General features: G+C 71.7%; 12 protein-coding genes. 3 read left to right on the top strand and 9 right to left on the bottom strand.

Going from position 1 to position 12852, the window contains the following annotated elements:
• Window positions 1-6 precede the first annotated feature (6 nt).
• The 6 genes from GE300_RS06235 to GE300_RS06210 are packed head-to-tail and all read right to left on the bottom strand — an operon-like array spanning window position 7 to window position 7490.
• Complete coding sequence (locus GE300_RS06235; protein WP_154445698.1) at window positions 7-1092, bottom strand: CgeB family protein; 1086 nt, start codon at window positions 1090-1092, stop codon at window positions 7-9.
• Complete coding sequence (locus GE300_RS06230) at window positions 1089-2180, bottom strand: CgeB family protein (RefSeq protein ID WP_154445697.1); 1092 nt, start codon at window positions 2178-2180, stop codon at window positions 1089-1091. Before GE300_RS06230 ends, GE300_RS06235 begins: the two co-directional genes overlap by 4 nt.
• A complete protein-coding gene (locus GE300_RS06225; protein WP_154445696.1) occupies window positions 2177-3292 on the bottom strand; it encodes a CgeB family protein in 1116 nt (371 codons plus the stop codon). Before GE300_RS06225 ends, GE300_RS06230 begins: the two co-directional genes overlap by 4 nt.
• Before the next feature lie 3 nt (window positions 3293-3295).
• Window positions 3296-4402 (bottom strand): glycosyltransferase family 4 protein, encoded by a 1107-nt coding sequence (locus GE300_RS06220; protein WP_154445695.1) that lies wholly within the window; start codon window positions 4400-4402, stop codon window positions 3296-3298.
• Window positions 4399-6390, bottom strand: coding sequence for an NAD-dependent epimerase/dehydratase family protein (locus GE300_RS06215; protein ID WP_154445694.1), 1992 nt, complete (start codon window positions 6388-6390; stop codon window positions 4399-4401). Before GE300_RS06215 ends, GE300_RS06220 begins: the two co-directional genes overlap by 4 nt.
• Complete coding sequence (locus GE300_RS06210; RefSeq protein WP_154445693.1) at window positions 6387-7490, bottom strand: NAD-dependent epimerase/dehydratase family protein; 1104 nt, start codon at window positions 7488-7490, stop codon at window positions 6387-6389. The genes GE300_RS06215 and GE300_RS06210 overlap by 4 nt, the downstream gene beginning before the upstream one ends.
• Before the next feature lie 345 nt (window positions 7491-7835).
• Here GE300_RS06210 and GE300_RS06205 point away from each other — a divergent pair, with 345 nt between their 5' ends.
• Window positions 7836-8774, top strand: coding sequence for an MDR/zinc-dependent alcohol dehydrogenase-like family protein (locus GE300_RS06205; protein ID WP_233416847.1), 939 nt, complete (start codon window positions 7836-7838; stop codon window positions 8772-8774).
• Entirely contained in the window at window positions 8765-9796 is a 1032-nt protein-coding gene (locus GE300_RS06200) for a Gfo/Idh/MocA family protein (RefSeq protein WP_154445691.1), read from the top strand. The genes GE300_RS06205 and GE300_RS06200 overlap by 10 nt, the downstream gene beginning before the upstream one ends.
• Window positions 9797-9985: 189 nt before the next feature.
• Here GE300_RS06200 and GE300_RS23845 read toward each other — a convergent pair whose 3' ends face one another.
• Entirely contained in the window at window positions 9986-10270 is a 285-nt protein-coding gene (locus tag GE300_RS23845; protein WP_407647687.1) for a catalase, read from the bottom strand.
• On the opposite strand from GE300_RS23845, the gene GE300_RS06190 reads away from it, so the two are divergent.
• Window positions 10248-10784 carry a sigma-70 family RNA polymerase sigma factor gene (locus tag GE300_RS06190; protein ID WP_154445690.1) on the top strand — a complete coding sequence of 179 codons (537 nt, stop codon included), beginning with the start codon at window positions 10248-10250 and terminating at the stop codon, window positions 10782-10784. The genes GE300_RS23845 and GE300_RS06190 overlap by 23 nt on opposite strands.
• 91 nt (window positions 10785-10875) lie before the next feature.
• Here GE300_RS06190 and GE300_RS06185 read toward each other — a convergent pair whose 3' ends face one another.
• A complete protein-coding gene (locus GE300_RS06185; protein ID WP_154445689.1) occupies window positions 10876-12060 on the bottom strand; it encodes an NAD(P)/FAD-dependent oxidoreductase in 1185 nt (394 codons plus the stop codon).
• Between the two features lie 55 nt (window positions 12061-12115).
• On the bottom strand, window positions 12116-12742 hold the full coding sequence (locus tag GE300_RS06180; RefSeq protein ID WP_233416814.1) for a hypothetical protein: 627 nt from the start codon (window positions 12740-12742) through the stop codon (window positions 12116-12118).
• Window positions 12743-12852 lie beyond the last annotated feature (110 nt).

Below are 12852 nucleotides of genomic sequence, written 5' to 3'. Positions count from 1 at the left end.
GGCCGCTCAGGCCGTGACTTGTGCGGGTTCGGTCATCAGTGCTGCCGCCAGCGCCCGTGCCCGTGCCTGGCCCGTGTGCTCGCGCAGCACGCGCGTGCGCGCCGCCTGTGCGATGTCCGACCGGCGCCGGCCCGGGATCTGCGTCAGCGCCGCAAGCGCGTCCGCGGTGCCGTCGGCGATGACGATCGCCTCGCCCTCGGGGAACAGCTCGTCCAGCCCCTGCCAGCGGTCCGACAGGATCGCGGTGCCACAGGCGGCGGCCTCGAACAGGCGGACGCTGGGCGACCAGCCCAGCCGGCGCATCGCGTCGCGGGTGATGTTGAGCGTGAAGCGCTGCGCGCAGTAGAAGGCGGCGTGTTCTTCGGGCGGCAGGTGGTCGATCCGGTCGACGTTGGCGGGCCAGTCGATGTCGCGCGGATACTGCGCCCCGGCGACGACGAAGCGCAGGTCCGGCCGCTGCCGCGCGGGCTCCAGCAGCAGCCGCTCAAGCCCCGGCTGGCGATCCGGACTGTAGGTTCCCAGATAGCCCATGTCCCAGCGGATCGGCGTCTCGACCGGCCTATAGCGCTCGGCGTCGACCGAACAGTACAGCGCCCGCGGCCGCCGCGCGCCGTACTGCCGGTGCAGCCGGTCCAGCACCTCTCCGCCCGCGAACGAGAAATAGCTGTCGAACAGCGGCACCTGCCGGCGCGCCAGATGCGCCTCGTCGCCGCGGTCCAGCAGGTCCATCGTCACCGGCGTGTCGATGTCGTAGAAGCACAGCTGACGCAGATCCCGCGCCGCCAGCGTGTCGATCAGCTGCCGGCCCTCGGGCACATAGGAGCCGACGATCACCGCGTCGGCGCGGTCCAGCGCCGCGCCGTGGCGCGCCAGCATTCCGGGGATGTCGTCGTAAAGCTCCAGCCGGCAGAAATCCGGCTCCGGCAGGTCGCGATGGTCGGCGTACCACGGCACGTCGCGTTCCAGGAACAGTACCCGGTGGCCTTCGGCGGCCAGCCCGCGCAGCAGCGCACGATAGGTGGTGGCATGCCCGTTGCCCCAGGACGAGGTCAGCGACAGGCCGAGGATCGCGATCTCCAGCGGTCGGGTCATGATGCGTGCTCCGTCTGCCGGATGCGGTTCTTCAGGATGCCGTGCACCAGGGCGGCGCGGTCCGTATAGGTGTGCTCGGCCAGCACCCGCGCCTGCGCCCGTGCGCCGATCTCGCCCGCGGCGTCGGCCCCGGTCGCGCGCAGGTGCCGGATCACGTCGTCGCCGTCCTGTGCCACCAGCACCTCGGCCCCGGGTTCGAGGAACATCTCGATACCTTCCCAGGCGTCGGTGATCAGGCATGCGCCCGCGCCGGCGGCCTCGAACACCCGCGTTGCGGGCGAGAAGCCGGTCTGCGCCATGCTGTCCCGCGCCACGTTCAGCACCATCCGCGGGGTGACGTTGAAGGCATTGTGCTCGCGCGTGGGCACATGCCCCAGAAGGCGGACGTTGCGCGGCAGTGTTGCCTCCTCCCAGCCCGAGCCGCCCAGCACAAAGCGCATCTCCGGCAACGCGCGGGCCGGGCGCAGGAAGAATTCCTCGACCCGCGCTTCGCGGTCCGGCAGGCGGTTGCCGAGGAAGGCGAGATCGGCCTCGAAGCGCGGGTCGGGCGCGGTGCGGAAATGGCTTTCGGGATCCAGCGCGTTGTAGATCGGGATGCAGTCGCGCGCCCCCAGCGCGCGGTAGGCCGCGACCACCGGCGCGCCGCCGCCATAGGTCAGCACGAGGTCGAGCGACGGCAGCAACCGGCGCAGCCGGTCGTCGGGATCCGCCTGCATCGCCGCCAGCGTCGCCGGCGCGTCCACGTCCCAGAAGATCCGCAGGGCGCCCGGCCGTGCCGCACCCATGACCTCCTGCAACAGCGTGTCGTCCTCGTAGCCGACGCCGCTGGCCTTGATCACCACCTCGGCCTCGGCGGCGCGGGCGGCGGCCCGGGACAGCCCCCTGGCGCTGGCCTCCCAGACGACGACGCGGGCCCAGCCGGGCGGATCGATGTCCCGATGCGCCTGCCGGTCGAAGGCGTCGGGCTCGTAGAACGAGATGTCGTGCCCGAACATCGCCAGCGCCTGCAGCAGCCCGCGATAGTAGGTCGCCGCGCCGTTCCAGTAGCTGGACAGCAGGCTGGAGCCGTAGAACGCGATCCGGGTCATGTGGCGGCCTCCTTCTGCCGCGACCCGGCAAGGCCGAGCCGGCCGACGATCGCCAGCAACTCGTCCGCGCGGTGGCCGCAGGTGTGCCGCGCCAGCACCGTCTCGCGCCCGGCGCGGGCCTGCGCGGCCGCCGCTTCGGGGTCGCGCAGCAGCTCGGTCAGGTGGCCGCACATCTCGTTTCCGTCGCGGGCGACGCGGAAGTCGCCGGGGCGGAACAGCCCCTCGGCGTCCTGCCAGGGCGCGCTGACCAGCGGGATGCCGCAGGCCAGCGCCTCGAACGGGCGGATCGTGGGAATGCCGGGCAGGTGCCGGACGTAGGGCCGGCGCGGGACGTGCACGGTGACCCGGTGCCGGGCAAAGGCGACAGGCACGTCGGTGTTGGCGATCGATCCGGCGTAGTCGATCCCGGCGCCGCGCAGCCGCGCCAGGGCTTCGGCCGGATAGCGCACGCCGTGAATGCGCGCGCGCAGGCGCAGCCGCTCGCACGGCGCGATCAGGAAGGTCTCCAGCTCGCGCGTGCGCTCGCCGTCGCCCCAGTTGCCGATCCAGACCAGATCGCCCGATTCCGGGCCGACATCGAGCGGTCGGAACACCGAGGTGTCTGCGGCCTCGTGCCAGGTGAACACCTGCCGTCCCCAGCCGGCCGACAGATAGTGCTCGCGCAGCGACTCGCCGAACGCAAGCACGCCGTCGAAGCCGTCCAGGTCCAGCCCGGCGATCTGCTGGCCCGCGCTGATCGCCCGGTGGTGGGTGTCGTGGAACAGCAGCAGGAACCGCCCGCCAGCCCGCCGCGCGCGGCCGATGCGCGCCACCAGTGCAGGCTCGGTCCATTCGTGGACCACCTCCACGTCGGCGTCGTCCAGCGCCGCCTCGTGCACGAAATCCGGCCCGTAGGTGCGGCTGTCGAGGTCGGGAAAGCTGCGGGCGAAGGCGTCCAGCGCGCCGGGCCCGCGGTCGGCCAGCAGGTTCTCGCGGCTCCAGCCGTCCGCCGGTTCCAGCGCCGTCGTCTCGTGGCCCCGCGCCTGCAGCGCGCGCATCACGCCGCGCAGGAAATGGGCGTTGCCGTGGTTCCAGTCCGAGGCGAGCGAATGGGTGTAGAACAGGAAACGCATGGCTCACTCCGCCGCGGTCAGGGCGGGACGGGGGCCGGCGGTCGCCGCCCGGTACAGTGCGCGCATCCCGTCTATCTGTCTTTGCAGGCCGTAGGCGCACGCCCGCGCCCGCGCTGCGGCGCCCATGCGCCCCGCCAAGGCGGGATCGTCGATCAGTCGCCGCAGCCGGTCCCGTAGCGCATCCGCATCGCCGGCGGGGAAGAACAGCGCCGCGCCCTCCCACAGCTCGCAAAACGTGGGGATGTCGGACAGCACCAGAGGCGCGCCGCCCTGCGCCGCCTCGAGCACCGCCAGGCCGAACGGCTCGTAGCGCGAGGGCGAGACGAAGATGCCGGCGCCGGCGATCCGGCGGCGGGCGGCCTCGGCGGGGATCGGGCCGCAGGCGTCGGCATGGCGGACGCTGGCGGCGGCGCCGTTCGGCCCGTCCAGCGGACCGATCATGCGCACCGACCAGTCCAGCCGCGCGGCGGCGGCGTCCAGCACGGCGGCGTTCTTGCCCTCGTCCCACCAGCGGCCGGCGGCGACGACCTCGGCGCGCCGCCTCGCGGCTGCCGGCCGCGGCGGCGCGCCGTTGTGCACCACCTGAACCTGCCGATCCAGCCGGTAGCAGCGCGCCAGCGCGTCGGCATGGCTGCGCGACGGCGCGACGGCGACGTCGGCGCGCGCCAGCCCCCGCGCGGTCAGCGTCGGGTGCCAGCGCAACGCCGGCGGAACGCCCGTGCCGCGCACCGCGGCGAACCAGCTTGCCAGACAGGAATGCGAGACCGCCACCACCCGCGGCGCGCCCGGCATCGGCGGCAGGTCCGCCGCCTGCGACGGCAGGTTCAGATGCAGATGCGTCGTCCGGTGCCGGTAGGCCAGATCCGCCAGCCAGGGTCCGACGCCGGACAGCGCCTCGGGGCCGTCGGCCAGCCAGTCCAGCGGCGCGCCGCCCCATTCCAGCGGTCCGATATCCGCGGCCTCGGCCCGCTGCGCCGCCGAGGGCGCCGGGCCCAGCCCGGCCAGGATCACCGTGTCGCCCGCCGCGCGCAGCCCCCGCGCCAGGTCCAGCGCATAGCGCCAGACACCGCCGACCGCATCGAGCGTCATCAGGATCCGCGCCGCGCTCATGCGGTCTGCCTTTCCGGCAGCAGGTCCAGGCCGCGGTCTTCCGCCAGCCAGTGCGCCAGCCCGCGCAGGCCCCTGCGCCAGCCGACTTTCGCGGTCCAGCCCGTTGCCCGGGTCAGCCGGCGGGTGTCGGCGACGAACCAGGGCTGGTCGCCCTGCCGCCAGTCGGCCTGCGTGACCTGCGGCGCGCGCCCGGTCACGGTCTCGATCTCGCGCAGCACCTGGCGCAGGCTGACGGCGTTTGCCGGCCCCCCGCCCAGGTTGAAGGCGCGACCCGAGAGCACGCCGATCCGCGCCATCAGCAGCCGGTAGGCGGCAATCGCGTCCGAGACGTCCAGCACGTCGCGCACCTGCCTGCCGGTGCCGAAGACGGTGATCGGTCGTTCCTCCAGCGCGCGGATCAGGAAATGCGCCACCCAGCCCTGGTCCTCGGTGCCGAACTGGCGCGGCCCGTAGATGCAGCTCATCCGCAGCACCGCCGCCGGCAGGCCGTAGCTTTTGGCGTAGTCCAGCACGTACTGGTCGGCGACCCCTTTCGAGCAGCCGTAGGGGGTGCAGAAATCCAGTGGCCGGCGTTCGTCGACGCCACGGTCAAACGAGGCCTCGACGGGGCGGCAGGCGTCGGCGGTCTGCTCGACCTTGATATCGTCCAGCGCGCCGTAGACCTTGTTGGTGCTGGCGAACACCACCGGCACCTTGCGGCCGGTCGCGCGCAGCGCCTCGAGCAGGTTCAGCGTGCCGCGCGCGTTGACCTCGAAGTCGTCGATCGGCTGCTCCAGCGAGGTGGTGACGGCGGTCTGCGCCGCCAGGTGGAACACCGCCTCGGCGTCGGCCACCGCGGTGCGCAGCGCCTGCTCGTCGCGCAGATCGTCCGAGGCGGCATGCACCCGCGCCCCGTGCCGGGTACTGAGCCAGTGCAGGTTCCGCTCGACCCCCGGCCGGCTGAGATTGTCGTAGATTACCACCTCGCGCCCGTCGGACAGATAGCTGTCGGCGAGGTTGGCGCCGATGAAGCCGCTGCCGCCGGTGATCACCACCGGCCGCGCCCGGCCGCCGATCCGCGGCGCCGCCAGCCGGATCGCCTCGCGCACACGCGGCACGCCGCCTTGCGTCAGGAACCGCGCCAGCAGCTTCGGACGGTTCGTCGCGTCGACCACGCCCAGGTGGTAGTGCCGGGGATCGAACCACAGCCCCTCCTGGACCGCGACGTGCTCCGGCAGGTCGCGCCAGGCGTACCAGTAAAGCCGGTCCGCCCCGGCATCCAGCGCCTCGACGAAGCGCCGCGCCTGGGCCATCTCGTCGCGCCGCCAGGTGGAATAGCCGGTTTCGGTGATCCACATCTCGGCCTGCGGGTTGTACCGATCGAGGATCGCGCGCATCTCGGCCAGATTTGCCGGCCAGCCGCGCCAGCTGCCCTCTTCGCTGTCCCAGGTGCCGGGAAAGCCGTGCATGCCGACCGCGTCCATCTTCGCCAGCAGGCCGCGTTCGCCCATCAGGTTCAGCCAATAGGCGTCAAACGGCGCGGGGCCGCCCAGCACCGTCTTCCATCCCCGCTGCTGCACCCAGTGCGCGGCGCCGGCGACCATCTCGGCGAACAGCGCGAAGTCGGTATCCTCGCGCCAGTCCCAGTCCAGCAGGTTGTTGGGCTCGTTCCACAACTCGACATGGGTGAAATGCCTGCCGTGACGTGTCAGCAGCATGTCGATGAAGTCCGCGTAATCCTTCAGTACCCGCGGCGCGCCGGACGAGCGCCCGGTGCGCGACAGCGACGGCGGCGTGTAGTGCACGCACGGCAGCACCTCGAACTCTTCCGCCAGCCGCGGCAGCAACCAGTCGTACCACTCCGCGCCGCCCTCGGCGTGATAGTCGGCCCAACTGACATGGGTGCGCAGCCACCGCGCGCCCGAAGCGGCGATCCCCGGCAGCACGGTCGCGACCCTATCGTGGTCGCCGGGACGAAACCATTCGACGAAACCGAACGTCTCGCTCATGCCACCAGCCCCCGCTGTTCCAGCTCGCGGCGCATCTGGGGGCCGCGGTCGGTGAAGGGGGCGGATTGCACCCATTCCACGAACGGCCCGAGGTCGCTTTCGAGCGAGAAGCGCGGCTCGAACCCCAGCAGGTCGCGGGCCTTGCCGATGTCGGCAAAGCAGTTGCGGATGTCGCCCTTGCGCAGCTTGTTCAGGATCTCGGGCTGCAGGTCCGACCGGCCCATCGTCTCGGCGAGCAGTTGCGCCACCCGGGCGATGGAATAGCTTCGGCCCGAGCCGATGTTGATCACCTCGCCCGCGGCGCGATCGCTCTCGAGCGCCAGCCGGAAGGCGCGGGCGACATCCTCGACGTGCACGAAGTCGCGTTTCTGCGCACCGTCCTCGAACACCGTCGGCCGCTCGCCATTGGCCAGCCGCGAGGCGAAGTTCGCCAGCACCCCGGTATAGGGGTTCGACAACGCCTGACCGGCGCCGAACACGTTGAACAGGCGCAGCGCAGTCGCCGGAATGTCGTACGCCTCGCCGAAGATCAGCACCGCGCGTTCCTGCGCGTACTTGGTCAGCGCGTAGATCGAGGCCAGCTCGACCGGCTTGGTCTCGTCGGTGGGGACCGGGACCAGCGCGTCGCCGTCGGCGCGCGGCTCCCACAGGCCGCGGGCCAGATCGTCCGCGCGCCGGCGGGCGGACTCGACGGTGCGCCCGCCCTCGGTGCGATAGCGCCCCTCGCCGTAGACGCTCATTGACGAGGCCAGCACCAGACGCTCGACCGGGTGTGCGGCGATCGCCTCCAGCAACACCGCCGTTCCCAGGTCGTTGGTGCCGACGTAGCGGGCGATCTCGTACATCGACTGGCCGACGCCGACCTCGGCGGCCAGGTGCACCACCCGGCCCGCGTCCTTCACTGCCGCGCGCAGCGGCTCGGGGTCGCGGATGTCGCCGCGCAGCAGCCGCGCGCCTTCGGGCAGGGCCACCTCTGCGCCGCCGTGCACCTGATCCAGCAGCGCGTCGTACAGCACCACCTCGTGGCCCGCGTTCAACAGCTCCCGCGCAAGATGGCGTCCGATGAATCCGCACCCTCCGGTGATCAGCGTCCGCACCATGGTTCCGCCTCCTGCTGTTGATGCATCCAACGGTGGCCGAGAACAGGCGATCGGGCCGAATGTTCCCGGGTTTTCTCAATGCCCTCGTGTGTCCGGGCGCGACCGCGGCTTCTTCGGCATCGACCGCAGCATCTTCTGCAGCATGAACAGCAGCTTCTTCCGCCCGCGCAGGAACAAATGCCGGGGCCCACGGTTTCCGGATCCGGCAGGGCGGGTCCGCCCAGGGCCCGGGCAGACATTTCAGCCGACAGGATGTTACGCATGAAGTATCTGGACGATGCCACGGACCAATCCTCCGAATGGGGCGCGGCAGACGCCGCAGGCCGCCCGCGCGCGGCCAGGATCATGGCGCCGGGCAAGGTGGTCGTGAAAAGGATCGCGCCAGCCGACCCCGCAGCGGGCGAGGTGCGCATCCGGCTCGAGGGCTGCGGCGTCTGCGCTTCCAACCTCGGGCCCTGGTCGGGGCCGGATTGGATGTCCTTCCCGCTGGCGCCCGGCGCGCTCGGCCACGAGGGGTGGGGGCGGGTCGAGACATGCGGCGCTGGCGTCACCGGGTTCGCGCCGGGCGATCGGGTCGCGCACCTGGGCACGCACGGCTTCGCCACGCACGAGACAGTCGCCGCCGACCGGGCGCTGAAGTTGCCGCCGGAGCTGGACGACATGCCGTTCCCTGCCGAGCCGCTGGGCTGCGCGATGAACGTCTTCGCGCGCAGCGACATCCGCCCGGACCAGGACGTGGCTGTCATCGGGATCGGATTTCTCGGGGCGCTGCTGGTGCGGCTGGCGGCGCAGGCGGGGGCGCGCGTGATCGCGATCTCGCGCCGCGACAGCTCGCTGGCTCTCGCGCGCCAGATGGGCGCGGCGGAAACCATCCGGATGGACGATCACTGCCGCATCATCGATGCCGTCGCGGCACTGACCGGCGGCGCGTTCTGCGCGCGGGTGATCGAGGCGGTGGGCGCGCAGTGGCCGCTGGATCTCGCCGCCGAACTGGTGTGCGAAGGCGGACGGCTGGTGATCGCCGGCTACCACCAGGACGGACCGCGGCAGGTCAACATGCAGCTCTGGAACTGGCGGGGATTCGATGTCGCCAACGCCCACGAGCGGGACCCCGGCGTGCAGATGCGCGGCCTGCGCGAGGCGGTCGCGGCGGTCGTCGGCGGCCGGATCGACCCGCGGCCGCTGTTCACCCACGTCTACCCGCTGCAGGGCCTCGGCGCGGCGCTGGATGCGACCCGCGACAAGCCGGGCGGCTTCGTCAAGGCGCTGATCCGATGCAGCTGACGCGAGAGCCGTCTTCGCGCACCGTCGCGCGGCGTCCGCGCCTCGGTTTTGTCGGCCTCGGCTGGATCGGGCGCCACCGGATGCAGGCGCTGGCGGAATCGGGGCTGTGCGAAGTGGTCGCGGTGGCCGATCCCAGCGCCGAGGCACGGGACGCGGCGCTGCAGGTCGCGCCAGCCGCGACCGGCGCGGCGGAACTGGACGCGGTCCTTGCGCAGCGGCCGGACGGCGTGGTCATCGCCACCCCCAGCGCGATGCACGCGTCGCAGACCATCGCGGCGCTGGACGCCGGCGCCGCGGTGTTCTGCCAGAAACCGCTGGGCCGGAACGCCGAGGAGACCGCACGGGCGGTGGCGGCGGCACGCAGTGCCGACCGGCTGCTGGCGACGGATCTCAGCTACCGCCACGCGGCGGCGTTCCGGGCGGTGCAGGACCTTGCCCGGTCCGGCGCGCTGGGCGAGGTCTTCGCCGTCGATCTGGTGTTCCACAACGCCTACGGACCCGACAAACCCTGGTTCCGCGACCGCGCCCGGTCCGGCGGCGGCTGCCTGATCGACCTTGGCATCCATCTGCTGGACCTGGGTCACTGGATGCTCGGGGACACCGACCTGCGCTGCCGCAGCGCGCATCTGCGCAGCGCCGGGCGGCCGGTTGGCGGCAGCGGCGCGGTCGAGGACTTCGCCACCGCCACGCTGGAGTCGACTGCGGGCGCGATCGTCCGGCTGGCCTGCTCGTGGAACCTGCCGGCGGGGCAGGACGCGGTGATTTCGGTCGATGTCCACGGCACCGGCGGTGGCGCCGCGGTGCGCAATGTCGACGGCTCGTTCTACGACTTCACTGCGTTCCGCCACCACGGCACGGCGCGAGAGTGTCTGGTCGTCCCGCCTGACGACTGGGGCGCGCGCGCGGCGCTGGCGTGGGCGGCGCGACTTGGGCGCGACGGCCGCTGCGATCCGGACTGCGCGCAGCTGGTGAGCCTGGCCAGCGGACTGGACGAGATCTACCGCATGGCCGCGTCCGGGTGAGCGGGCGGTTCTGACTCTGGTGCCGTCAGGATCGTGGAAACGGTCGGTCGGACATGATCCAGATGACCATGTGCAAGGGTTAGGGCCTCAGCGAGATGAAGTCCGGAAACTGTCGCGGCCAGGAAGATAGACGGCGAAGCCGCGTAACTCGCGGGCAAGGCCGGCTGCGCCCTTGGCTCGCGCGACGGTCTATGACCGCGCGAACGCCGGATCCCTCCGCGCCCGCTGGAACAGGTCGGCGCGGGTGAGATCGGAGAGCGACTCGCAGATCTCCGAACAGCCGTGGGCGCCACAGCCCCGCGCGTGGACCACGCGCACGGGGATGCGTTCGCGGGGGAAGGGGAGGATCTTCTCGCGGAAAGCCTGTGCGCGCCGCCGAGCCGGAACATCCGGCCGTGGCCACGCGTTGATGCGGAAGCGAACCGGGCGAGCCGGCGGGGGATCCGCGCAGATGAGAGTTGAAGACGAAATCATCGAACTGATGCCGGCGCTACGGGGCTACGCCTGGGTACTCACCAGAACCGGTCAGGACGTAGATGACCTCGTCCAGGACACGTTGCTCAAGGCGATCGCGAAGGTCGACCATTTCAAACCCGGCACCAATCTGCGCGGCTGGCTGCTGACCATCATGCGCAACACCTTCTTCAACCAGGTCAGCCGCACCTCGCGGATGAGGACCGGCGCCCAGGATTGCGTTTCGGGAACGATCTCGGTTCCGCCGACGCAGGAATGGCACGTCCGTGGCAACGAGCTGCTCGACGCCGTGGCCCGCCTGCCGGTGCATTATCGCGAGGTTCTGGTGCTGGTGGTGATGCTGGGCGAAAGCTACGAGTCCGCGGCCGAGATCTGCGGCGTGGCGATGGGCACGGTGAAAAGCCGCGTGAACCGCGCCCGGGCGATGGTGGTCGAGGATCTGGAGACCGGCAAGCACGTCGGGCCCGGCACCGCAAATCCCGACGGCGTCACCTGGATCTCCGCCTGCCGGTAAGGCGGTGCGGGAGCAAGTTGGCGAATGGACCGATGGCTCCCGGCGCCGTCTCAAGCGACGGCGCCGGTGAACGGACCCTTCCCGGGGCCTGTCACGCAGCCCTTTCCGCCGCGGGGCCGAAGATTTCCTCGGGCGCGACGCTGCCAGCCATCACCCCCAGGAAACGCCCGGCGGCAATTGGATCCCCGGCCATCGCGGCCATCTCCTCCTGCGCTGCCGGGGGTGGCGGAACCAGCCTTGCCAGATCGGCCGTGACCCGGTGCATCGGAAGCGCGCGCCGGTCCCGCGCCTGGACATAGTCGCGCAGCGCCGCGTCCAGATCGCGGCCGCCGCCCAAGCCCGCGAGCACCGCGGCCGCCAGAAGTTCCGCGTCGAGCAGCGCGTCGGTCATGCCCTGCGCGGTGATCGGATCCTTGTGGTGGCCGGCGTCGCCGACCAGCGCCCAGCCCGGACCCGATGCCGTCCTGAGGAAGCTGTCTAGATCGCCGGTGCCGATGTAGCGCTCGGCCGGACGGCCGGCGCCGAACCGCGCCGCGAGCCAGGGGATGCCGGCGACCGCGGTTCGGGTGGCGGCGTCGATGTCCCGGCGCACCTCGGCAAAACGGTGGCGCGGCCACTGCAGCGCAAGGAAGGTCCGCCCTTCGCCACAGGGCACCGCCACGGCGAACAGCCCGTCTCGGACCAGAAGCCGGGCCGAGGCGACGGCGGCGCCTTCCCAATATGTGTAGTAGGCGCAGGTTCGCGCCGGAGCCGTCTCGTAGCTTTCGGCGCCGACCGTCCGCGCGACGCGGGAACGCTTGCCGTCGGCACCGACGACCAGGCGGGCGTGAACATCGTTTGTGCGCCCGCCGGCGGACGTGCGCAGGCCGATCACCCGGCCGTCGCGCAGCAGCGGCTCGACGAAGCTCGTCGCTTCCCGAAGCTCGGCCCCCGCCGCCACGGCGGCGTCGGCCAGCATCGGGTCGAACCGGTGCCGGCGCGGCGCGTAGGCGACAGCGGTCCCGTCCGGCATCGGCGCCGGGCGGCCGGCCACGACGGTCCGGCCGAAGTCGACCGAAATGGTCTCCTGCGGCGGATAGCCCAGCGCGGCGAGACTCTCGATCAGCCCCAGCCGGCGGAGGCATGAAATGCCGGCTGGCTGGATATAGTGCCCCGACATCGTGTCGCTCGGGAATGTCGTGCGGTCGATGACGAGAACCTTTGCCCCGGCACGCGCAAGCATCAGGGCCAGGGCCGAGCCGGCGCAGCGCGCGCCGACGATGGCGACGTCGTACATTGGGTGTATCCTTGTTCCGGAATTGCCACCGCCCACCGGCGGGCGGTGGCGGCGGTCAGTTTCCGTGGGCGTCCTGCCCGCCGGAATGGTCCGTGCATGTCACCGCCGGATTGAACTGCGCGAACATGCCGCCGGGATTGTCGCGGTGCAGCCAGACATGGAGGTCGTAATGCGGCTCGAACGTGTGGGCCTCGTCGACCTCGGTGGCCGGATCGTCCTCCATCAGGTCGTAGGGCACCCCGTGAAAGCGCGGCGGCTCGGCATTTCCCGCCGCCTCCCAGGCGGCCTTGAACACCAGGTTCTCGACCGCGACCAGGTCCAGCGAGCCGTCGGCCTGGGGCTCGTAGATCAGCACCGCGGGCGTGAGGAAGTCGGTATGCGTACCGGTGCCGTCCACGCGCGGGTCCGGCGGCCCCGAAATGCCAAGCAGGTCGGGCCGGAAAAAGTGGATACCCATCGCGCCGTCCGCCGCGGGCCGGCCGGTCGAAGCGGCGGTCTCGCAATGGTTCGACGGGTCGCTGACATAGCCGTCGGCAAGCGCGGCCTCCACGTCCATGAACCGCGCCGTCGCCGCGCGGACCTCGGCCAGCGTCGGTTCGCCGGCGCCGGGCTGCAGGGCGTGCGCTGTGCCGGCGGTGGCCAGCAGCGCCGCGGCTGCGAGGATCTTCTTCTTGCAAGTCATCGTCTTACCTCTGATACCGAATGTGGGACAGCAGCGTCGGGCAGCGTCCGGGACGGGCTTTCCGCCGCCGGACCGGCAGCTCTCGATGTCGCTGCTGGCTCCCGGGTTTT

Source organism: Halovulum marinum (assembly GCF_009697225.1).
GTDB classification, from domain to species: domain Bacteria; phylum Pseudomonadota; class Alphaproteobacteria; order Rhodobacterales; family Rhodobacteraceae; genus Halovulum; species Halovulum marinum.
The sequence above is the reverse complement of the archived record's forward strand: the minus strand, read 5'-3'. Positions and strand labels throughout refer to the sequence as shown.

Excerpts from the sequence above, each read along its gene's own strand:
- GE300_RS06235 (WP_154445698.1), bottom strand. The coding sequence starts at position 1,092 with ATGACCCGACCGCTGGAGATCGCGATCCTCGGCCTGTCGCTGACCTCG.
- GE300_RS06230 (WP_154445697.1), bottom strand. The coding sequence starts at position 2,180 with ATGACCCGGATCGCGTTCTACGGCTCCAGCCTGCTGTCCAGCTACTGG.
- GE300_RS06225 (WP_154445696.1), bottom strand. The coding sequence starts at position 3,292 with ATGCGTTTCCTGTTCTACACCCATTCGCTCGCCTCGGACTGGAACCAC.
- GE300_RS06220 (WP_154445695.1), bottom strand. The coding sequence starts at position 4,402 with ATGAGCGCGGCGCGGATCCTGATGACGCTCGATGCGGTCGGCGGTGTC.
- GE300_RS06215 (WP_154445694.1), bottom strand. The coding sequence starts at position 6,390 with ATGAGCGAGACGTTCGGTTTCGTCGAATGGTTTCGTCCCGGCGACCAC.
- GE300_RS06210 (WP_154445693.1), bottom strand. The coding sequence starts at position 7,490 with ATGGTGCGGACGCTGATCACCGGAGGGTGCGGATTCATCGGACGCCAT.
- GE300_RS06205 (WP_233416847.1), top strand. The coding sequence starts at position 7,836 with ATGGCGCCGGGCAAGGTGGTCGTGAAAAGGATCGCGCCAGCCGACCCC.
- GE300_RS06200 (WP_154445691.1), top strand. The coding sequence starts at position 8,765 with ATGCAGCTGACGCGAGAGCCGTCTTCGCGCACCGTCGCGCGGCGTCCG.
- GE300_RS06190 (WP_154445690.1), top strand. The coding sequence starts at position 10,248 with ATGAGAGTTGAAGACGAAATCATCGAACTGATGCCGGCGCTACGGGGC.
- GE300_RS23845 (WP_407647687.1), bottom strand. The coding sequence starts at position 10,270 with ATGATTTCGTCTTCAACTCTCATCTGCGCGGATCCCCCGCCGGCTCGC.
- GE300_RS06185 (WP_154445689.1), bottom strand. The coding sequence starts at position 12,060 with ATGTACGACGTCGCCATCGTCGGCGCGCGCTGCGCCGGCTCGGCCCTG.
- GE300_RS06180 (WP_233416814.1), bottom strand. The coding sequence starts at position 12,742 with ATGACTTGCAAGAAGAAGATCCTCGCAGCCGCGGCGCTGCTGGCCACC.